At 68.0% G+C, this 20,368-nt stretch carries 17 protein-coding genes and 1 pseudogene; 14 read left to right on the forward strand and 4 right to left on the reverse strand.

Translation table 11 applies throughout. The annotated features are described in order from the left end of the window. Positions 1 to 16 precede the first annotated feature (16 nt). The 12 genes from MKW14_RS27975 to MKW14_RS28030 all read left to right on the forward strand — a co-directional run bounded on the left by MKW14_RS27975 (position 17) and on the right by MKW14_RS28030 (position 12,787). Entirely contained in the window at positions 17 to 1,204 is a 1,188-nt protein-coding gene (locus tag MKW14_RS27975; RefSeq protein ID WP_240866796.1) for a CoA transferase, read from the forward strand. Beyond that, positions 1,201 to 2,592 (forward strand): amidohydrolase family protein, encoded by a 1,392-nt coding sequence (locus MKW14_RS27980; RefSeq protein ID WP_240866798.1) that lies wholly within the window; start codon positions 1,201 to 1,203, stop codon positions 2,590 to 2,592. The genes MKW14_RS27975 and MKW14_RS27980 overlap by 4 nt, the downstream gene beginning before the upstream one ends. 436 nt (positions 2,593 to 3,028) lie before the next feature. Next, positions 3,029 to 4,273, forward strand: coding sequence for an NAD(P)/FAD-dependent oxidoreductase (locus MKW14_RS27985; RefSeq protein WP_240866800.1), 1,245 nt, complete (start codon positions 3,029 to 3,031; stop codon positions 4,271 to 4,273). A gap of 4 nt (positions 4,274 to 4,277) precedes the next feature. Continuing rightward, the gene (locus tag MKW14_RS27990; protein WP_240866803.1) at positions 4,278 to 4,586 is read left to right on the forward strand and encodes a 2Fe-2S iron-sulfur cluster-binding protein; all 309 of its coding nucleotides are present in this window, start codon (positions 4,278 to 4,280) and stop codon (positions 4,584 to 4,586) included. A 70-nt stretch (positions 4,587 to 4,656) separates the two neighbouring features. Further along, the gene (locus tag MKW14_RS27995) at positions 4,657 to 5,907 is read left to right on the forward strand and encodes a cytochrome P450 (protein ID WP_240866806.1); all 1,251 of its coding nucleotides are present in this window, start codon (positions 4,657 to 4,659) and stop codon (positions 5,905 to 5,907) included. A 69-nt stretch (positions 5,908 to 5,976) separates the two neighbouring features. Continuing rightward, entirely contained in the window at positions 5,977 to 6,156 is a 180-nt protein-coding gene (locus tag MKW14_RS28000; RefSeq protein ID WP_240866810.1) for a rubredoxin, read from the forward strand. Positions 6,157 to 6,293: 137 nt separating this feature from the next. Further along, positions 6,294 to 7,775: an aldehyde dehydrogenase family protein gene (locus MKW14_RS28005; protein WP_240866812.1), complete on the forward strand. Its 1,482-nt coding sequence runs from the start codon at positions 6,294 to 6,296 to the stop codon at positions 7,773 to 7,775. Positions 7,776 to 7,934: 159 nt separating this feature from the next. Then, the gene (locus MKW14_RS28010; RefSeq protein WP_240866814.1) at positions 7,935 to 8,336 is read left to right on the forward strand and encodes a Zn-ribbon domain-containing OB-fold protein; all 402 of its coding nucleotides are present in this window, start codon (positions 7,935 to 7,937) and stop codon (positions 8,334 to 8,336) included. 2 nt (positions 8,337 to 8,338) lie between these two features. Next, positions 8,339 to 9,541: a thiolase family protein gene (locus tag MKW14_RS28015; protein WP_240866816.1), complete on the forward strand. Its 1,203-nt coding sequence runs from the start codon at positions 8,339 to 8,341 to the stop codon at positions 9,539 to 9,541. A gap of 109 nt (positions 9,542 to 9,650) precedes the next feature. Then, positions 9,651 to 9,950: a hypothetical protein gene (locus tag MKW14_RS28020; RefSeq protein WP_240866818.1), complete on the forward strand. Its 300-nt coding sequence runs from the start codon at positions 9,651 to 9,653 to the stop codon at positions 9,948 to 9,950. Between the two features lie 82 nt (positions 9,951 to 10,032). Then, positions 10,033 to 11,541: a class I adenylate-forming enzyme family protein gene (locus MKW14_RS28025; RefSeq protein ID WP_240866820.1), complete on the forward strand. Its 1,509-nt coding sequence runs from the start codon at positions 10,033 to 10,035 to the stop codon at positions 11,539 to 11,541. A 124-nt stretch (positions 11,542 to 11,665) separates the two neighbouring features. Further along, positions 11,666 to 12,787 carry an amidohydrolase family protein gene (locus MKW14_RS28030; RefSeq protein WP_240866822.1) on the forward strand — a complete coding sequence of 374 codons (1,122 nt, stop codon included), beginning with the start codon at positions 11,666 to 11,668 and terminating at the stop codon, positions 12,785 to 12,787. A gap of 448 nt (positions 12,788 to 13,235) precedes the next feature. On the opposite strand, the gene MKW14_RS28035 is transcribed toward MKW14_RS28030, so the two are convergent. From MKW14_RS28035 to MKW14_RS28045, 3 genes are read right to left on the reverse strand one after another with little or no spacing between them, the layout of a single operon-like run. After that, positions 13,236 to 14,414, reverse strand: a complete 1,179-nt coding sequence (locus tag MKW14_RS28035) for a thiolase family protein (RefSeq protein WP_240866824.1) — start codon at positions 14,412 to 14,414, stop codon at positions 13,236 to 13,238. A 39-nt stretch (positions 14,415 to 14,453) separates the two neighbouring features. Continuing rightward, positions 14,454 to 14,912 carry a Zn-ribbon domain-containing OB-fold protein gene (locus tag MKW14_RS28040; protein WP_240866827.1) on the reverse strand — a complete coding sequence of 153 codons (459 nt, stop codon included), beginning with the start codon at positions 14,910 to 14,912 and terminating at the stop codon, positions 14,454 to 14,456. Between the two features lie 60 nt (positions 14,913 to 14,972). Next, entirely contained in the window at positions 14,973 to 17,420 is a 2,448-nt protein-coding gene (locus MKW14_RS28045; RefSeq protein WP_240866830.1) for a CaiB/BaiF CoA transferase family protein, read from the reverse strand. 879 nt (positions 17,421 to 18,299) lie between these two features. Here MKW14_RS28045 and MKW14_RS28050 point away from each other — a divergent pair. Continuing rightward, entirely contained in the window at positions 18,300 to 19,211 is a 912-nt protein-coding gene (locus tag MKW14_RS28050; RefSeq protein WP_276621968.1) for an NmrA family NAD(P)-binding protein, read from the forward strand. A gap of 215 nt (positions 19,212 to 19,426) precedes the next feature. Here MKW14_RS28050 and MKW14_RS28055 read toward each other — a convergent pair whose 3' ends face one another. Then, positions 19,427 to 19,672 carry a hypothetical protein gene (locus tag MKW14_RS28055; protein WP_240866831.1) on the reverse strand — a complete coding sequence of 82 codons (246 nt, stop codon included), beginning with the start codon at positions 19,670 to 19,672 and terminating at the stop codon, positions 19,427 to 19,429. A 284-nt stretch (positions 19,673 to 19,956) separates the two neighbouring features. Between MKW14_RS28055 and MKW14_RS28060 the strand changes: the two are divergent. Continuing rightward, positions 19,957 to 20,177 (forward strand): annotated as a pseudogene (locus MKW14_RS28060) (transposase); the annotation flags it as partial. Positions 20,178 to 20,368: the final 191 nt, after the last annotated feature.

Consider the following 20,368-nt stretch of genomic DNA (forward strand, 5'->3'; position numbering starts at 1 on the left):
GGCCGAGAGTGGCTTGGTGGCACTCACCGGGCACTCCGAAGGACCCCCGCTGGTACCGCCGGGCCGGGCGGCGCGGCTGGCCCGTGAGCTCACAGGCCGCATCGCGGCGGCCACAGGCGGTCGGGTCCGGCTCGACGGCGCCCGCCTGCTCGCGGAGCGTGCCGCGTTCACCGGGTACGGCCGCCGCGGGGCGGTGTCGGCGGGTGGCAGCTGCCGACTGCTTCCGACCTCCGACGGCTGGGCCGCGGTCTCCTGTGCCCGACCCGACGACCCACTCCTGCTGGGTGCGCTCATCGAGGCCGAGCTGCCCGACGACCCATGGCCGCCGATCGCCGCCTGGCTGAGCGCCCACACAGGCGAAGAACTGGCCGAACGCGCCGAGTTGCTCGGGGTGGCTGCCGCACCGGTGCGACAGCCGGACGCCCCGGCGCCGACATGCCCCGACCGCCCGCCGCGGGCGGTCGAGGATCTGCTGGTGGTCGACTTCAGCGCGTTGTGGGCCGGACCGCTGTGTGCCCATCTGCTCGGGCTTGCCGGGGCCCGGGTGGTCAAGGTCGAGACCCCGACCCGACCCGACGGCGCCCGTCGCGGCAATCCCGGGTTCTACCGGCTGCTTCATGCCGGACACCGCTCGGTCGTCCTCGACCCGGCCACACCGTCCGGGCGCGAGGCCCTGGCACGCCTGGTCGAGGCCGCCGACATCGTCATCGAGGCGTCCAGACCCCGTGCGCTCGCCGGCTGGGGCCTCGACGCGTCGGCCGCCGTCGCCGCCGGAACCACGTGGATCTCGATCACCGCTGCCGGGCGATCCTCGGACCGGGTGGGATTCGGAGACGACGTCGCCGCCGCTGCGGGCCTGGTCGCGTACGACGAGCGGGGTCTGCCCCTGTTCTGCGGCGACGCGATCGCCGACCCGCTCACCGGACTCACCGCCGCGGCACTGGCGCTGACCGCTCCCGTGGACGGCACCGGCGTGCTCTGGGACGTGGCGATGAGCGGTGTCGTCGCCGGCACGCTCGACCCGGCGGCCCCCGTCGGCCCCGCCCAACCCGCACGGCGCCACCGCGACGGATGGGTGGTCGACACCTCTGAGGGGCCAGTGCCCGTAGCCATCCCACAGCGTCGGACGCCCCTGCGCGAGGCGCCCTGCTCAGGTGCCGACACCGCCGCCGTACTGCGCGAACTCGGGGTGTCGCAAAGATGATCCTCATCCGTGCCGCAGAGGTGGCCGGTCACCGAGCCGACGTCCGGCTCGTCGGCGACCGCGTCGCCGAGATCGCCCCCGCGCTGCGCCCGCGCCGTGACGAGGAGGTGATCGACGCGAACGGCGGTGCGCTCCTTCCGGGCCTCGTCGACCACCATGTGCACCTGTACGCCCTTGCCGCCGCCGCGCACTCCACGCCGTGTGGCCCGCCGAGCGTGCGAACCGCCGACGGCTTGCGCTCGGCACTCGCGGCCGCCACCACCGATCCACACGGCTGGATTCGTGGCGTCGGCTACCACGAATCGGTGGCCGGTGACCTCGACTCGGCCACCCTCGACCGCCTCCACCCGGATCGGCCAGTGCGGATACAGCACCGTAGCGGCGCCCTGTGGATCCTCAACTCCCGCGGCGCCGAGCGGCTCGGCCTCGCCACCGCCGACCACCCCGCGATCGAGCGCGCCCCCGACGGGTCTGCCACGGGACGCCTCTGGCGCGCCGACCGATGGATCCGTTCCCGCCTGCCGAACACCTCGCCACCGGACCTCTCCGCGGTCGGCGCTCAGCTGGCCCGTTACGGCATCACGGCCGTCACCGACGCCACCCCGGACCTTGAGCCTGCCGCGATCGACGGGCTGTCCGCCGCCGCACGCAGCGGCGCGCTCCCGCAGCGCGTGCACGTGCTCGGCGCCCCCCTCCACATGCCGCTGCCCGCCCCGCTCACCGCAGGCCCGTACAAGATCGTCCTCGCAGACTCCGGGCTGCCCGATCTCGACGCTCTGACCACCAGGATCCGGACCGTCCACACCGCCGGGCGCGCTGTCGCGGCCCACTGTGTCACTCGGGAGGCCCTGGTGCTGCTGCTCGCGGCCCTCGAGGAGGCCGGTGGGCACCTGGGTGACCGTATCGAACACGCCGCGCTCGTTCCCGCCGACCTCCTCGATGAACTCGCCGACCGCCGACTACGTGTTGTCACCCAGCCCGGTTTTCTCGCGCACCGCGGCGACGACTACCGCCGGGACGTCCCCCCGGACGAGCACCGGGACCTCTACCGGTGCGCGAGCCTGCGTGCGGCAGGCGTCCCGCTGGCTCTCTCCAGCGACGCCCCGTACGGGCCGGTCAACCCCTGGTCGGTGATCAGGGCTGCGGTTGCACGTCGCACACCGTCCGGCGCGATCCTGAGTCCCGCCGAACAGCTCTCTTCGAGGCAGGCGCTCGATGCCTACCTGGCGCCGCCCGAGAAACCTGGCGGACCGCCTCGACGGCTCCGCCCAGGAGCGCCCGCGGACCTGCTCCTGCTCGACCGGCCTCTCACCGCCGTCCTCGACCATGTGCCGACGAACCCGGTGCTGGTCACCTTCATCGCAGGCCGTAAGAGCACGATGGCGTAGACGACGGCAGCCGGCGGACAGGGTGCCGTCCCTACCCGGCTCCGCCCGCTTCCCGGGCGATCCGACCGAGGCCAGGGATAAAGTCAGATTATTTAATGTCATTGAACCGCTTGGGGTCGCCGACCTGTGCGACAGCGCCACGCCTCCGTTGGCTGCGATCTCTCCCTTTCCCCAGGTCGGCCAGCCCCTGCCGAGGGTGGGTCTTCGCAAGGTTGCCACACTCCGCCGGCGTCGAGGCCTCGTGGCGTCGCCTCGCTCGGCAGGGCTGGGCGGCAGGGATGGTTGCCTGTCCCGATCAGGGCTACCGATTCATTGCATTAGATTAATCCTTAAGCTATTTTTCGCTTTGTGCGCGTTGGGGCGAAGACTCCCTACGCCCAAGCTTTCCGGTGCAACCGGGCGGTAGCTACCAGAGGGAGTGAGGTACGGAGTGGCTATGCGGTCGATGGTGGTCGTCGGTGGCGGGCATGCCGGCGCCGAGGTGGTGGTCGGGTTGCGCAAGGCGGGCTTTGAGGGCCGGGTGGTCCTTGTGGCGGACGAGGACCGCATACCGTATCAGCGTCCCCTGCTGTCGAAGTCGTACCTGTCGGGCGGAACCGGCCCTGACGAGCTGGCGATTCGGCCTGAGCGCACATACGCCGACAACGACATTGAGCTTGTGCTCGGTACCCGGGTCGACTCGATCGACCGGGGCGCCCGGCGGGTGGTCCTGAGCGACGGGAGGAGCCTTGACTACGAGGCGCTCGCTCTCGCGCCAGGGGGGCGACCTCGTCTCTTGCCAGTGTTGGCGCAGCACGGTCCACTCGACAACGTCCACTATCTGCGCACGGTCGCGGACGCCGACCGGTTGCGTGAGCAGTGGTCCGCCGGGCGGCGCCTGGTGGTGATCGGCGGGGGTTATATCGGATTGGAGGTCGCTGCCTCGGCTCGGGCGATGGGTCTGGAAGTGACCGTGGTCGAGGCGTTGCCGCGAGTGCTGGCCCGGGTGACGGGGGAGGTGATGTCGTCCTTCTACGCCGAGGTCCACCGAGAGCGTGGTGTGGATCTTCTGACCGGGGTCTCGGTGGTTGATGCCGTCGTGGTCAATGGTGCGGTCCGTGAGATGGAGCTGTCGGACGGCAGTTGGCTGCGGTGCGATCTGGTGGTTGTCGGAGTCGGGCTGGTGCCGAACACGGAGCTGGCTGCTGAGGCGGGGCTCGCCGTCGACGACGGAATCGTGGTCGACGAGTTCGGTGTGACGAGTGATCCGTCGATCGTGGCGGCAGGGGACTGCGCCCGGTATCCGTCCGCCCAACTCGGGGGCGACCTGGTGCGGGTGGAGTCGGTGTCGAACGCGGTGGAGCAGGCCAGGGTGGTGGCCCGGTCGATGGTGGGCAAGCCTGTCGCGCACACGGGGGTGCCCTGGTTCTGGTCGGATCAGTATGAGCTGAAGTTGCAGATGGTGGGGTTGTCGCGGGACTTCGACGACGTGGTGGTGCGGGGCGATGTGACGGAGCGTTCGTTCAGCGCCTTCTATCTGCGAGAGGGCCGCGTGATCGCTGCCGATGTGGTGAGTCGGCCGGTTGACTTCGCTTTGGCCCGTCAGCTCGTTGCTCGTGGTCAGGTGCTTGAGCGTGAGCTTCTTTCGGATGTTGATGTCCCGCTCAAGCAGTTGCTGGTGACCACTGCGGTGGAGAGGTAGTCCGATGCCGAAGATTGTTTTTGTGTCCGACACGGCCCGTACGGAGGTCTTCGCGGAGGTCGGGCAGTCGGTGATGCAGGCCGCGACGGCGCATCTGGTCGATGGGATCGATGCGGACTGTGGTGGGCATTGCTCGTGTGCGACCTGTCACGTGTATGTCGAGGACGGTTCGGCGGCGCTTGCGCCGGCGGATGCGGACGAGACGGACATGCTCGAGTGCGCGAACAATCCCATGCCCTGCAGCCGGCTGGCCTGCCAGATACCTGTGACCGAGGAGCTCGAGGGCGTGGTTTTCCGTGTCCCTCCCCGCTGATCAACTGCCGGACCGGCGTTTTCCGCTGGTCACTGTTTGCTCCGACACCTTCTCCTGAGAGAGGAACACCATGGCGATACCCAGGATCCAGGACCTCGACGATCCGACGTTCGATCCGTATGTGTCCGACGAGGTCATGTTCGGCAGCATGCCGGACATGCATGAGCGTGTTGCCGAGGTGCGTGCGCAGTGCCCGGTGCACAAGGGTTCGTGGTTCACGTCGATGGGGCTGATGCCCACGCCTGAGGAGCAGGTGTGGCCCGAGGTCTACCGGGTGATGACCTATGACGGGGTGCAGCAGGTCCTGAACAATCCGGAGATCTTCTCCAACCGGGCGTTCGAGCCGACGCTGGGGTCTTCGTTCGGTCCGCACTCGCTGTCGGTGCTGGACAATCCGGAGCACCTCAAGTACCGGAAGATCTTCCAGAAGGCGTTCTTGCCGAATGTCGTCGGCAGGTGGGGGGACGTCTACGTCCAGCCGGTGATCGACGAACTGTTCGGGGCGTTCAGGGAGGCGGGCAAGGCGGACCTGGTCCCGCAGTTCAGCCAGCTGTACCCGTTCCGGGTCATCTACCGGATGCTGGGCATGCCGGATGAGGATCTGGCGGTGTTCCAGAAGCTGATGCTGACGCAGATCTTCTTCTCCTTCGCCCCGGACAAGGCGAAGGAGGCGTCGGAGAAGCTGGGCACGTATTTCACGGCGTTGATCGAGGAACGGCTGGAGAATCCGGGCGAGGATCTCGTCAGTGCTCTGGCGACGGCCGAGGTCGACGGTGAGCGGCTGCCGGTGGCATATGTGGTCGACTTTCTGCGTCAGCTGTTCAACGCGGGCGGTGACACGACCTACCGGGCCACGGCCAACCTGCTGGTCGCGCTCCTGCGGGACGGCGGTGAGCTCTACCGGCGGGTGCGTGACGACCGTTCGCTGCTGCCCCGGGCTGTCGAGGAGGTCATTCGGTGGGAGAGCCCGGTATCCTCCACCAATCGTCTGGTGCTGCGGGACACGGAGATCGAAGGCGTGAAGATTCCCGCGAATTCCGTGGTCAACGCGTCCTTGGCGTCGGCGGACCGGGACGAGACCAAGTACGCCTGTCCGGAGAAGTTCGACATCGACCGTGAGCAGCGTCCCAAGCACATGGGGTTCGGCCAGGGGCCGCATGTCTGCATCGGCCAGCACCTGGCACGGGTGGAGATCACCCGTGCCATGGAGACACTGATGGACGAGTTCCCCGACCTGCGGCTCGACCCCGACGAGGACGAGCCCGTGATCGTGGGAGCGATGCTGCGTTCCCCGCGGCACGTGCACGTGCGATTCGACTGAACCCCAGGCAATCGAGACGGGCGGGCCGGTGAAGCACCCACCTTTGAGCCCGCCCGGGACGGGCAAGTGATGACGAGCAAACCGTTCCGAAAGTGGATGTGCCTGAACTGCGGCTACATCTACGACGAGGAAGTCGGAGACCCGGAAGAGGGCCTGGTACCCGGCACCCGCTGGGAAGACATCCCTGACGACTGGACGTGCCCCGACTGCGGCACCTCCAAAGCCGAATTCGAAATGGTCGAAATCTGACCACCACACCCCATTTCCGCTGCCGCGGGACGGCAGCCAGCCGCGGACGACAGGTTCTGTGTTCGCTCCGCGGACGACAGGGTTCTGTGTTCGCTCATCGGGGCGAGGCCGGTCTCGCCCGAGAGAAGGTTGAGAAGATGACGCAGGAAATCGACCGTTCGGTTCCTCAAGTACACCTGCATATCGGGGATCGGAAGCTGACGTCCGGCAGCGGTGGCAGCCACGACCGCATCAACCCGTCCACCGGGCAGGTCGACGGCCAGATTCCGCTGGCGGGTGAGGCCGAGATCGACGAGGCCGTGCGGGTCGCCCATGAGGCGTTCCAGACCTGGAAGAAGACGCCGCCGACCGAGAGGCGGAGGCTTCTGCTGAAGCTCGCCGATCTGATCGACGAGCGGGGCCCCGATCTCGGCCGGCTGAGCACCATCGACACCGGCATGAAGTACATGCCGAACGCGGGTCTGGCGGCCGAGTGGACCCGTTACTTCGCGGGATGGGCCGACAAGCTGTCGTCCGACGTGGTCGGCACCGTGACCGCGAACGGTGAGTTCTCCTACACGCTGGGCCAGCCGTACGGCGTCATCGGCGCGATCGTGACCTGGAACGGTCCGACGGGCGGAATCGCCATGAAGGTGCCCGCGGCACTGGCAGCGGGCAACACCGTGGTGATCAAGCCGCCGGAGATCACCCCCTACTCGCCCGAGCTGTTCATGGACCTCGTCCGTGAGGCCGGCTTCCCGCCCGGTGTGATCAACCTGCTGCCCGGCAACGCTCAGGCCGGTGCCGCGCTCGTGGCGCATCCCCTGGTGCAGAAGGTGACCTTCACCGGTGGACCGGTCACGGCGACGCGCATCCTCGAATCGTGTGCGAAGACCATGAAGCCGGCGGTTCTCGAACTGGGCGGCAAGTCGGCGAACCTGATCTTCGAGGACGCCGATCTCGACACCGCGTGCGTGCACGGGGCCATTCTCTCTGTCGGCTTCCTGTCCGGCCAGGGCTGCTCGTTCCCCACGCGGATGCTGGTCCACCGTTCGCGCTACGACGAGGTCATCGAGCGTGTCTCGGCGGTGGCGAAGAGCTTCGTGGTGGGTGACCCGTTCGATCAGCAGACTCTTCTCGGGCCGGTCATCAGCCAGGCCGCGGTCGACCGCGTCATGGGGATCATCGAGCGTGCTCCGGCAGAGGGGGCGCGGCTGGTGCTCGGAGGCACTCGACTCGGCGGGGACCTCGCGGAGGGCTACTTCATCGAGCCGACGATCTTCGCCGACGTCGACCCGCAGTCGGAGCTCGCGCAGGGTGAGGTCTTCGGGCCGGTTCTGGCGATCACGCCGTTCGACACCGAGGAAGAGGCGGTGGAGATCGCCAACTCGACCCCGTACGGCCTGGCCGCCTACATCCACACCAAGGATCTCGTCAGGGCGCACCGGGTCGCCGAGGACCTGTTCGCGGGCGACATCATGATCAACGGCGCTTCGAACCTCTACGTGAACCGGCCCTTCGGCGGCTTCGGACTCAGCGGGTACGGCAAGGAAGGCGGACGCCGGGGTCTCGAGGAGTTCCTGCGGGTCAAGGGCGTGGGCATCGGAGCGAAGGCCGGCGGCGACGGCGGCTTCCTCTGATCGGCTCAGCAGGAGGCCTGGGCGGTCTGTGCCGCCGAGGCCTCCTGTGGGCGCTCGGAGATCCGGGCGCGTCGCGGAGCGCCGATGGTCAGAGTGGGGCTGACAGAGAAGGCTTCCTCTAGTTAAGATTAATCATCTGGCTATATCTCGGAGGTCGTCTTGGGGCAGATTCCGCTCGTGGACTACCTGGTGCTCGGCGACGAGCCCCGTCTTGTCGCCAACGAGTGCACCAGCTGTGGAGCGAGGTACTTCGACCGACGGAACGCCTGCGCCCGGTGCGGCCGTCAGGAGTTCGAGACGGTGGACGTGTCCCGTACCGGAACACTCAGGTCCTTCACGATCGTTCATTTCGCGGCCAAGGGCGTCGACGTGCCTTTCGTCGCCGGCGTGGTCGACTGCGCCGGAACGATCGTCAGCGGCAACGTGGTGAACGTTCCGCCCGACCCGCGGCACGTGTCGCTGGGCATGGACGTGCGGTTGACCACCGTCCCGGTCGGTACCGACACGGCGGGTGTGATGGCGGTCGGATTCGGCTTCGAACCGGTTGCCGAGAGGGAGTGACCATGGCGGACGACGTGTGGATCCTCGGTATCCACATGACCGACTTCGGCAAGCACAAGGACAAGGACGCACTGGACCTCGGGGTCGAGGCGGCGACCGGTGCCCTGCGCGACGCCGGAGTGGGCGTCGAGGACATCGGCGTGCTCGCCGCGGGCAATCTGCTGGGCCCGGACAGCTTCGGGCAGTTGCTGCAGAAGCAGATCGGGCAGACCGGCATTCCCGCCTACAACGTCGCCAACGCCTGTGCGACCGGCGCGACCGCGCTGCGGGTCGCGATCATGGCCGTCAAGGCGGGTGAGGCCGACATGGGCCTCGCGGTCGGAGCCGAGAAGCTGGCGGGAATGGGGTTGCTGACCGGCAACGAGCGCGCGGCGGGCAACGGCACCTGGGTGCCGAGCGGCAGGTACGGAGCTGTCGCGCCGCTCGACGGCCTGGTCGGCACCGAGACGATGCCGGGAGTCTTCGCCCAGATCGGCATGGAGTACGCGTACAGGCACGGAGAGGTCGCGTTCGAGGTCTTCGCCCGCATCTCGGAGAAGAACCACGCGCATTCCACCCTCAATCCGAAGGCGGCTTACCAGAAGCGGTTCTCGCTCGAGGAGATCATGAACGACGTCATGATCGCCTATCCGAACACGCGCCCCATGTGTTCCGCGAACTGTGACGGGGCCGCCGCCGCGGTCGTCGTCGGCGAGAGCAAGCTGCGTACGCTGACGCTCGAGCAGCGACGCCGCGCCGTCAAGATCAGCGCCTCGGTCCTGACCAGTGATCCCTACCGGGACGGCTGCCAGGTACTTCCGGACATCAACACGCTGACCCGGCAAGCCGCAGTGACCGCCTACGAGCAGGCCGGCGTCGACCCCGACGATCTTGACCTAGTCGAACTGCACGACTGCTTCGCGACGGCGGAACTCGTTCACTACGACAATCTTCAGCTCTGTGAGCCGGGTGGCGCTGTGGACTTCTTCAACTCCGGTGCGACCTGGCGTGACGGGAGGACTCCGGTCAATGTATCCGGCGGCCTTCAGTCCAAGGGGCACCCTGTCTCGGCGACCGGAATCGCCAACATCTGGGAGATCGCCACGCACCTTCGTGGCGAGGCAGGTGATCGGCAGATCCCGGACGCGAAGGTGGGCCTGGCGCATGTGATCGGCCTCGGCTCGGCCTGTGGCGTCCACGTGCTGGAGAAGGCGGCCGTGGCGTAGACGGTCATGGCGAGCCCGAAGCATGGCTCGCCGGGCCGTGAAGTATGACAACGGCGGAGAGACGCAGCGCATCACTCCGCTGAAGGACACTCAAGTTAGGACACGGCAAGTGCGTACTGGCAGCCGATGGAAGAGCACGGTCGACACGACCGAGGTGATGGTGATCCGCGGGCCCTCCAAGGACATCGACCTGCGTTGCGGAGGCCACGCGATGGTCGCCTCCGGTACCTCCTTCGAAGCGGCGGAGATCGATCCGGCCTACGCCGACGGAACCCAGGTCGGCAAGCGCTACGTGGACGAGGAGCTCGGGCTCGAACTCCTCGTCAGCAAGGCCGGCTCGGGCACGCTCAGTGTGGCCGACCGCAGCCTTCACCTGAAGGACGCCAAGCCGCTGCCCACGTCCGACTGACCTGGCGTAGGGATCAGGGACACCATGCGCGGCACGAGAGTGTGAAGGGTAAGGCGACGTGAACGTCGGATTTCTTTTGGAGATGGCTGCCGAGGGCATGCCGGACCGGATCGCCGTGGGCTCACTGGAGGGAGGGATCACCTATGCCCAGCTCCTTGATCAAGCGCGGCGTACGGCGTCCTACGTCCGGACCGCCTCGGTGGGGGAGACCCCCGTCGGCCGGCTGGCCATGGTGGACCTGAACTCGGACACGCTCCCGGTCCTTCTGTTCGGCGCGTCGTTCGCCGGCGTCCCGTTCGTTCCCATGAACTACCGGCTGGCCGACGACAAACTCCGCGAGCTGGTGGCCCGCAACGCTCCCGCCCTGCTGGTCGTCGATCCGCCCGTGGCCGAGCGGATCGGTGACGCCCACGGGCTGCGGGTTCTCACGCGGTCCGAATTCGGGGACCAGCTGGCCGAACTTCCTGCCGCGCAGGAGCCCGCCGATGACGCCGCCGGCGACGAGGACGTCGAAGAGAGCATCGCCGTCCTGCTGTTCACCTCGGGGACGACCGGAGCGCCGAAGGCGGCTGTACTGCGCAACCGGCACCTCGCCTCTTACATCCTGAGCACGGCCGAGTTCGGCGCGGCGGGGGAGCACGAAGCCACGTTGGTCAGTGTGCCGCCGTACCACATCGCTGGTGTCTCGGCGATCCTCTCGGCCGTGTACTCGGGGCGCCGGCTCGTGTACCTGCCCGCCTTCAAGGCCGGGGAATGGGTGCGGACCGCGCGCGACGAGCGCATCACGCACGCGATGGTCGTTCCGACGATGCTGGGCCGCATCCTCGACGTCCTGGAGGCCGACGGCACCACGTTGCCGGCGCTGACCAACCTGTCCTGCGGTGGCGGCCCGATGCCCGTCGCGGTGATCGAACGCGCTCTGCGTCTCCTGCCGCACGTCGACTTCGTGAACGCCTACGGCCTCACGGAGACGTCGTCCACCATCTCCCTGCTGACGCCCGAAGACCACCGCGCGGCCATCTCCTCGGACGACCCGGCGGTACGAGCGAGGCTGCGCTCGGTCGGCCGCCCGCTGCCCGGCCTCGAACTCGAGATCCGTGACGCCGCCGGAGAGCCGGTGGCCGTCGGAGAGCCGGGAGAGGTGTGGGTGCGCGGCGGCCAGGTCGCCGGCGAGTACCTCGGCGCCGGCGGCGGGGACCAGTCGGACGGGTGGTTCCCGACCCGGGACAGCGGCTACCTCGACGCGGAAGGCTACCTCTTCCTCTCCGGGCGGCTGGACGACGTCATCGTCCGTGGTGGCGAGAACATCTCTCCGGGAGAGATCGAGGAGGTCCTCATCGCGCATCCCGCGGTGAGGGAGGTCGCGGTGGTCGGCGCCACGGACGTCCGGTGGGGCGAACGGGTGGTGGCCTACGTCGTGCCGTCCTCCGAGGTCACTGAGGAGCAACTCCAGGAACACGTTCGTGTGCGGCTGCGCTCGACCTGTACCCCGGAGCAGGTGCACTTCGTCGACACCCTCCCGTACAACGAGACGGGGAAGCTGCTGCGTCGAGTACTCCGGGAAAAGGCGCAGGAAACCGCGAACGTCTGAGATACCGGACCGGCCGCCACGGTCCCCGAGGACTCATGGGCAACGACGCCACCGGACGGGTCACGCGCATCGGACCGCCGATCGCCGGACTCGTCACGGCGACTTGATTGAGAAAGGAAACTCCATGCTGGAGAAGATTTGGGCCAACTCCGGGGACTCGCACTTCCTTGAGCCGGAGGACCTGTTCCAGCAGATCCTTCCGCCGGCCCTCGCGGAGCGCATGCCGCGATCGGTGAAGGAGGACGGCTGGGAGACCGTGTACATCGACGGAGAGGAGATCCGTCGTCCTCTGCCCAAGCCGATCAAGGACGGGGAGTTCCAGGGCGAGACCATTGAGACCCTTTCGGTCCGTCCGCCAGGTGCAGGCGACGTTCTGGCGCGCGTCAAGGACCTCGACCAGGAGGGAATCTGGGGAGAGGTCGTGTTCCCCTCCCTCGGTCTGTGGGCCAACCTGATCAAGGACCCGGTGCTCATCCGTGAGGGTGTGAAGGCTCTCAACGAGTGGGCGCTGTCCGAGATCCAGAACAAGGCGCCCAACCGTCTGGTCGCCACGGCCACACTGCCGCTCCTGGATGTCCAGGACACCGTTGCGGAGGTCCACCGCGCCGCGAACAACGGCTTCAAGGCGGTGTTCATCCCCACGGTTCCTCCGCCCGGGCGGCCGACGTGGAACCAGGACGAGTGGGAGCCGGTCTGGCAGGCGGTCGAGGAGACCGGCCTGGTTCTGTCGGTCCACATCGGCACCGACGGCGAAACGGTGTTCTTCCGCGGCCCGGGCGGTGCCGTCCTGAACTACGTGGACACCACATACGGTGGCCAGCGGGCCGTGACCCAGCTGATCGCCGGTGGTGCGCTCGACCGGCACCCGGACCTCAAGGTGCTGGTCTCCGAGGGCGGTGCCGCGTGGGCGCCCTTCCTCGGCGACCGCATGAACGAGGGCTACCGCCAGCACTCCATGTTCGTCCGGCCCACCCTGTCCATGGCGCCCAAGGAGTTCATCTACCGTCAGGTGTACGTCTCCTTCCAGCACGACGAGACGGCCGTCCAGACGGTCACGGGGATGGGCTACCAGAACGTCATGTTCGGGAGCGACTACCCGCACCTCGAGGGGACCTACGGGCACACGCAGAAGACCCTGCACGAACTGTTCGACGACGTCGACCCCGCGGTCCGCCACCGGGTCACCGTCGGCGCGTTCCTCGACCTGTTCCCGCACATCGGCGAGCCGCCCGGGAACAAGCAGTAGCGACGAGATTCGTGGTGGCACCATGACGGGTCCGACACCACCGCCGGCCGATGTCTCGGACGTCCGGCCGGGAGGTGTCGGGACGTCGGGTGCCACTGGGCATGTGTGCGGACGGGCCTTGCCGGGCCCGTCCGCTGTGCCGTCGGTCGCATGAGGGTTTACGTCCTTTCGGAACCACCCGGGAAGCGATTTCCGGATGGGGCGAACGAACGGTCGAGCAGTCGTGGGTGCCTCCGCGCCGGCGCAAGCAGCGACCTACGGTGGACCTCGGAGGTCTCGCACGACCCCGGAACGAGCGGCCCCGGCCCAGTCGGCGAATCGAGTGGGAACTGCGCGCAGGGACCGGGCAATCCCGCCCACGAGAAAGCCCAGGCCGCGCCTGCGACCTGGGCTGTGCGCTCTTGAAGGGCTCCATCTTGTGAACGGCCGCCCGGCGCGGGGCGCCTCTTCAGCCCTGCCGCAGCACGAGGCCCTGCGCGTTGAAGAAGAAGCCTCCGAGTGTCAGCAGGGCGGACCGGGCACCCGCTACCTGCCGGTCGCCCGCGTCGCCGCGCAGTTGCACGACTGCTTCCCGGATGTGTCCGGATCCCTGGGTGGCGCCCTCGGACAGTGAGCCTCCGTGGGGGTTCACCGGGACACGACCGTCGATCATGATGCGGTTGGCTTCCTTTTCCCAGTGGCTCTCGACGAAGGCACCGCCTTCGCCTTCGCCGCACCAACCCACGTTCTCGATCCACGAGAGAGTGATGAAGCTGAAGCCGTCGTAGGGGAAGTACACGTCCACATCCGGTACCCAGATGTCGCTCTTGGCCCGTAGTTCCTTGGCCACGACCTGCTGGCCGTGGTGGCCGAGGCCGCTGATCTGGTCCTCGTCGTTCTTCGCCGTGGTGCCCGTCGTCGCGGCGTGGATCAGTACCGGGTGGTCCGTCAGGTCACGGGCCCGCTCCGCCGTCGTCAGCACGAAGGCGTCCGCACCGTCCACCGGCACGTCCATGTCGAGCATGCAGAGCGGGTCACGGACCATGCGGGCGCCGAGGTAGTCCTCCATGGTCAGCGGATCGCGCATGGCTGCGAGCGGGTTGTCCGCTGCATTCGTGCGGTTGTTGACGGCGACGTAGCCGAGCTGCTCCCGCCGGACACCGTACTCATGCAGGTACCGGCTGGCCCACGCGGCGTAGCCGGGGGAGCCTTCGAGCTGCTCGGGGTCCGTCCGCCAAGGCCGGCCGATCGGCTCGCCCGCCCATCCGAGGTGGCGCCGCAACGGGTCCGAGGCCGCGGACCGGGAGACGAAAGGGCTGCGGTACATGGCGTGGTAGGCGAGAACGACGTCGGCCGAACCGGCGTGGATCGCGTTCATGGCGTCCACGATGGTGAACCCGAACGGTGGTGGATGATTCACGTAGTGGGTGACTTCGGGCAGGCCCAGCATCGACACGACCGTGCTCGCCCTGGGCAAGCCGCCGCAGACCCCGTCGATCTCCTGTTTGCCTACGCCGGCGTCGCGGACCGCGTCGATGCAGGCCTGGGCGACGAGAGCGTCACGTGAGCGGCTCGCCCCCTGACGGGAGAAGCCGGTGGACCCGACACCGACGATCGCGACCTGGTCCTTGACCGGGTTGCGTGGCATAGTGCTCCCTTTCGTTCATGTACCGCGCAGACCTCGGCGTCAGCGCTCTGAGGCCGAGGAGGCCCCGGAGCGCTCGAAGACCGGGTAAGGCGCACCGTTGCGCTCGATCCAGGTGAGTCGTACGGAGTCACCGATGGCCACGTCTGCGGCACCGTCACCGATCACCGTGGAGGTGTACCGCAGGCCCTCCTGCTCGGCCAGCTCGACCGTGGCCACGGGATGGGGAGTCGAGTAGTCGACGCCGTCGGCAGGAGGCCCCTGCCGGAGCCGGATCAGGAGATGGACGGTGCCCTCGCCGCAGACCGGGGTCGGAACCACCGCGTCCGACCAGCATTCCGGGCACACCGGCTTGGGCGGATGGTGCCAGGTGTCGCACTGCAGGCATCGGTTGAGCAGGAGCCGACGCTCCAGCCATCCGCGGTAGAACGCCTTGTTGTCGTGATTGATCAGGATGTCGGGAAGCCGATCGACGAGTTCGGCATCGCTCAGGGGGTGCATGGCTGTTTCCCTGTCAGGTGGGGGTGGCCACGTGAGTGGCCACCTTGCTGATGCGTGGCCTCACGCCAGCGGCGAGACGTACACCGCCGCCTTCTCCTCCAGTTCGGCGATGCGCTCGGGGCTGTAGTCCAGTTCCTCCAAGACGGTCCGGGTGTGCTGTCCGGTCACGCATCCGGGCGCGAGCCTGCCGGGGGTCTCCGAGAAGAGCACCGGCACACCGTGCCGCAGGACGCGGCCGAACGTCGGGTGGTCCACTTCGGCGACCAGGCCCGTCTCCTTCAGCACCGGATCCGTGTTGCTCAGCTCGGAGATCGTCTTCTCGCTGGCGACGACGCAGGCGATGCCGCGCGGAACCATGGTGGATTCCCACTCGGCGGCCGGCCGGGTGCCGAAGATCTGCTCGAGCTCGGCGGCGAGTACCTCGTCGTTCTCGGCCCGGTCCTCGGGCGTGGCGAACCGCGCGTCGGTCGCGAGGCCCGGGCGGTCGAGTGCCGCCGTGAGCTGCTCCCACTCGCTCTGCCGCGGCGCGGCGAGGAACACCCAGCCCTCCGAGGCCTGGTAGAGCCGGTAGAGAGCCTGGAGGCCGTTGAGATCGGGGTCGGTCTGGGCCAGCTGCGGCTTGCCTTCGTACCGGACGGCGTCGTCGGCGTAGGCCCAGAGGTTCCCGCCCAGCATCGACGTGGTCAGGAACTGTCCTTCGCCGGTGCGCCGCTTGTGGAAGAGCGCCAGGGTCATGGCCGTGAGATTCGCGTAGGACGCGTTGGAATCCCCGTCGACGATGCCGAACAGACGGGGAGCGATCACGTGCTGGAGTTCCAGAACGTTCATGTCCGTGGTCAGTGCCGGGTCCAGCCAGAACGCGGCCTGCCGCGCGATACCGCCGGCCACGGCCTGGGCGCACTGCGCGAACATCGGCCGCGGGGCGAACTCACCGTCCACTCCGTACCCGGTCGCGTGCAGGTACACCAGACCGGGATTGACCGTCTTGAGCGTGTCGTAGTCGAGCCCCGCCTTCTTGGCGATGCCGCCGCGGAACCCGTTGACGAAGAGGTCGGCGCGGGCGACGAGGTCGCGCACGATCTCCCGGCCCTCGGGGGTGCGCAGGTCCACGGAGATGGACTCCTTGCCCTCCATCGTCTTCGCCGCTCCCGTCTCCGGAGCACCGAAGGCGAAGCGCAGCGGGTCGCCGTTGCGGTCCTCGATCTTGATGACGCGCGCGCCCAGGGAGCCGAGCAGCGCCGTCGAGAAGGGCAGGGCGTAGAAGTAGCCGAACTCCACGACCGTGATGCCTGACAACGGGTGCTCGGGTGTGGGGCCGTCGCCCGCGCCCGGCCGCGCCGCAGGCGGGCTGAGCGGACCCTGGTTCTCCCCGATCGCCGGTGCCGGACGGCTGATCTCCGAGGGCGTCTTGTCGAATCGGGCCACCGGGCCGACCTGCTCGACCGGGCCGATGCCGGGGACCTCGACCGTGATGACCTCGCCGTTGTGGCGAACCTGCGGGTGGTCCAGGCCTTCCTCACAGGTGCGGATGAGCTCGTAGGCGATATCGACGTCAGCGCGCAGCTTGACGTCCCATTCGGCCCAGGTCCGCGTGCGGAAGGCCTCCCAGATCGCGTCCTCGTAGGCCTGGGCGTCCTCGACGGTTGCGAAGGTGGGGGCCTTCGCGAAGCGCGGGTCCTCGAGCAGATCGTCGATCTCCAGGGCGCGCAGGATCGCCTTCGCCTGGTGCGGCAGCAGGGCGGTGAAGTACACGAAGCGGCCGTCCTTCGTGCAGGGCTGGTACGCGAACCGGCTGGCGGCGACGGACTGCCGCGCGGTACCGCCTTCGTCGCCCTTCTTGGCCAGGGCCACCTTGCCGTTCACGACCTGCCACGTCATCGTGCCGAAGTAGTCGGTGCCCGTGAGGCCGTGGAAGAGCGGAACTTCCAGCCGCTGTCCCCGGCCGGTCTGCTCACGGGTGATGAGCGCGGCGGCGATACCCGACGCGGCCAGGTGCCCCGCGCCCGTTCCCGCCACGTTGCCGTTGACGAAGATCGGGTCGGGCCGGTAACCGAAGTAGCCACCGGTGCCGAGCTTGAAGACGCCGGCCTTGGCCTGGACGACGTGCTCGTAGGCCTTGATGTGCGCGTACTCGCCGGTGGAACCGAAGGCGTTGATCGAGCAGTGGATCAGAGCCGGGTTGGCGCCCACGAGCTGCTCGTACGCCACGCCGAACTCCTCCGTGACACCTGGAGCGAATGCGGTGATCACCACATCCGCCGAAGCGGCCAGTTCCTGCGCCTGCCGGCGGCCTTCCGGAGTCCGCAGGTCGGCCACGACGCTTTCCTTGCCCCGGTTGAACACGAGGAAGGCGGACGGCGCTGCCGTCCTCATGCGGTCGCCCTCGGGCGGCTCGACCTTGATCACGCGGGCGCCGTTGTCGGCGAGCAGAACGCCCGCGAGCGATGCGGCATGGCTGCCCGCGCCGAACTCGAGGACCGTCAGACCTTGAAGAACTGGACGTGTCACCTGGACTCCTTCGTCGTCGGTAGCATGGAATGGGTTCTGCCGAACCACGCGTCCTGGTGTCTCTGCGGGAAACTCCCGTGGCGGAGGAGCCCGAGACGCGGAGACGTTCCGTGGGCAGGCTGGTCCGGAACCGGCGCCGTCGTTCCGCTCCGGCCGCCGTCGGGGGCGGATCGTAGCCGCACCGGTCCGCCGTGCACCGACTCATGTCCGTGACGGCCGTCGAAGCAGACCGGGATGTGGTCCTGAAATGTATGGAAACATGAGCACAACTACAGAGCAAGAATCATTTAACTATTCTAACTTAGATGACTCAGGTAGGGAAGCCGCATGAGGGGGTGGTCTCTGCTGCGTACGGGCAGCGCACCGTCATGCGACGATCCTCGTATCGAGCCGTGGCTTGTGGCGGTGGCGACGACAGGGCCTTCGGTCAGGGTGGATTCTCCTGGCTCGCCGACCTGTCGGTGATCGCGAGATTCCCCCGTGGTCGAGGCGCCGTCCACCGTGTGGGTGCGCCTCGGGCGCGAGAGTCGTCACCGGTCGGCCGCCTGCTCCTCGAGCACCTCTCCTCCGTGAAGTGTGTGTGTGGCGAGTCCGCCTGGGCTGCCGTGATATATACAAATAGATCATTAAGTCATTTGTGCACGATCGGGTATTTATGGAGGGTCACGTGGTCCGTGACGGAACGGTTGGTCACCGAGGGCAGAGCGGGATCCGCTCGGCCCTCTCGGCCTCCGCCATGCGCCGGGTCACGGCCCCGGGCGGTACGACCGGGGTTCCAGTCGCCGCTGATGTGTGCATTGTCAAGGGCCCGACCGGCGGCGACCGGCGCCGGAGGATTCCGGAACCTGTCCTTGAACGTCGTCACGGAGGTAAAACGACATGACTGGCCGAATACTCGTCACGGGAGCGACTGGAGCGCAGGGCGGTGCGGTGGCCCTGGCGCTTCACCGTATGCGACCAGATGTTGTGGCGCTGGTCCGTGATCCTGAGTCACAGCCTGCCCGCGCCCTTGCGGCACGAGGAGTGCCCCTCGTCGTCGGCGATCTCGACACCCCCTCGACGCTGGACGTCGCGTGTTCCGGTTGTACCGCCGTGTTCTCCGTGCAGGCGGCCGGAGGAGCCGAGCGGCGGCACGCGCGCAACCTGATCGACGCGGCCCAGCGGGCCGGGGTCGCCCACCTGGTCCACACTTCCGTGTCTGCCACCGGCTGGCGCGCGGCACGCCCGGAGGTGGACGTCGACGACACGCTGCGCCACTACTGGGACAGCAAGGAAGACGTGGAGGCGATGGTCCGAGACGCGGATGTCGACGTCTACACCATCCTCAAGCCCGCCCTGATGATGGAGAACTTCGTCGCCCCCAAGGCCGCTTGGATGTTTCCCCTCCTGGCTGATCGCGAGCTTCCGGTCGCGACCGCCCCCTCGACCGCGGTGGCGTTGATCTCGGCTGCGGACATCGGTGCCGCGGCCGCCGCGGCGATCGCCGATCCGCAACGATTCGCGGGCGCCGAGATCGAACTCGGCGGCGACCTGCTCACCTTCCCGGAGATCGCCGAGACCATCACGAAGGCCACCGGTCGCACTGTGTCCGTGTCCTGTCTGTCCCGGGAGGAGGCCGACGCCAGGTTCGGCAGGGCATCGTGGGCATCGACTCAGGCCTGGTTCGACGTTGTCGGCTACGCGGCCCGCCAGCGACACGCCGCCCCGTACGATCTCGTTCTCACGTCGTTCGAGCGATGGGCGGATCAGCACCGCGACGAGCTGATGGCAGCGACCGAGCGGGCAGGCTGACCGCGCCCGACGCCGGCGGCCGGTGCCGCGCGGTCGCAGTCCCCTGAGGTCGTCGACGGGTAGCTGTCCGAGGCGAACCGGACCACACGGCGGCTTCCCTGTCGGACGAGGCGATGGGCGGGGCTGCCCCGGTGGGACAGTCAGACGCGCGCAACGCCCGTTCGCGGCGCGGGCTCCGTCGGGCCGCGGCAGCGCGGCCAGGACCTCCAACCCGGTCAGCCCTCCAGTGGCTGAAGCACCACGTTGGCCACGCCCGTCTTCGGGACCGAGTCGGCGAACCACCGGCTTCCGTCGTCCGCGGTCACCATGATCCGCTCCGGCCGTTGGTCGTCCCAGGTCGCGTCGGCGACCTGGAGCACGGGATGCATGAAGTAGCACCCGCTCACGAGCGGCTGTCCGTCGCGAAGCCGGAGCTCGAAGGCCGGCTTCCCCATGACCTCTTCGTCGTGATCGTCGAACACGGACTCTCCTCGTTGAAGTACGTACGGCGGCGCTCCACCTTGATCTGTATGATAGAAGCAGATAGATGATTAAATCAATTTTCTCGGGAGCTGTACGGCGTCCGCCCTCGAGGGCACGCCACCGCTCCCGGTCCGATCCTCGCTGGGAGCGCCCGGCCGAGCGGCGCGCATGGACGCCCCTGGCGACGGCGCTTCCATGCAGCGGTGCCGTATCGTCAGACTCACGGAGGGGCTGAAAGATATTCTCGGCGCCTGCCCCGAGTGTGGGGCGGAAAGAGCTTTCGAGCCCCTGGCGACGCGGCACCAACGAGAACACGAATGGACTCCTTCGCCAGTACTTCCCAAAGGGCACCGACCTGTCGCGGTGGGAAGCCGACGAGCTCGAGGCCGTCGCTCTGGCACTCAACAGCAGGCCCCGTAGGACGCTCGACTGGAAGACACCGGCCGAAGCCCTGAACGAGCATCTACTGTCGATTCAGAGCCCGGTGTTGCGACGACCGGTTGAGCCCGGGAGGAACCCCTCGGTTAGAGTGGTGTTCTCGATCACCGCCACATGCCCCCGCCACATGCCCAGAACCCCACAATCAGGGGATACCTGGCAGCGGCTGATGACCCATCAGCGCTGATCTCACAACGGCGTCGGCCGTTTGGTGCTCCAGCAGTTTTGCGCCACCCGCCAGGGTGCTGGCGCAGTCA

The sequence above is a fragment of the Streptomyces gilvus genome (genome assembly GCF_022513565.1).
Taxonomy (GTDB): domain Bacteria; phylum Actinomycetota; class Actinomycetes; order Streptomycetales; family Streptomycetaceae; genus Streptomyces; species Streptomyces gilvus.

What these genes read in the sequence shown, in the direction of transcription:
- MKW14_RS28035 (WP_240866824.1), bottom strand. Translation starts at nt 14,414, where the DNA reads ATGCCACGCAACCCGGTCAAGGACCAGGTCGCGATCGTCGGTGTCGGG.
- MKW14_RS28000 (WP_240866810.1), top strand. Translation starts at nt 5,977, where the DNA reads ATGACGAGCAAACCGTTCCGAAAGTGGATGTGCCTGAACTGCGGCTAC.
- MKW14_RS27985 (WP_240866800.1), top strand. Translation starts at nt 3,029, where the DNA reads ATGCGGTCGATGGTGGTCGTCGGTGGCGGGCATGCCGGCGCCGAGGTG.
- MKW14_RS28050 (WP_276621968.1), top strand. Translation starts at nt 18,300, where the DNA reads ATGACTGGCCGAATACTCGTCACGGGAGCGACTGGAGCGCAGGGCGGT.
- MKW14_RS28030 (WP_240866822.1), top strand. Translation starts at nt 11,666, where the DNA reads ATGCTGGAGAAGATTTGGGCCAACTCCGGGGACTCGCACTTCCTTGAG.
- MKW14_RS28025 (WP_240866820.1), top strand. Translation starts at nt 10,033, where the DNA reads ATGGCTGCCGAGGGCATGCCGGACCGGATCGCCGTGGGCTCACTGGAG.
- MKW14_RS27995 (WP_240866806.1), top strand. Translation starts at nt 4,657, where the DNA reads ATGGCGATACCCAGGATCCAGGACCTCGACGATCCGACGTTCGATCCG.
- MKW14_RS27990 (WP_240866803.1), top strand. Translation starts at nt 4,278, where the DNA reads ATGCCGAAGATTGTTTTTGTGTCCGACACGGCCCGTACGGAGGTCTTC.
- MKW14_RS28005 (WP_240866812.1), top strand. Translation starts at nt 6,294, where the DNA reads ATGACGCAGGAAATCGACCGTTCGGTTCCTCAAGTACACCTGCATATC.
- MKW14_RS28015 (WP_240866816.1), top strand. Translation starts at nt 8,339, where the DNA reads ATGGCGGACGACGTGTGGATCCTCGGTATCCACATGACCGACTTCGGC.
- MKW14_RS28040 (WP_240866827.1), bottom strand. Translation starts at nt 14,912, where the DNA reads ATGCACCCCCTGAGCGATGCCGAACTCGTCGATCGGCTTCCCGACATC.
- MKW14_RS27980 (WP_240866798.1), top strand. Translation starts at nt 1,201, where the DNA reads ATGATCCTCATCCGTGCCGCAGAGGTGGCCGGTCACCGAGCCGACGTC.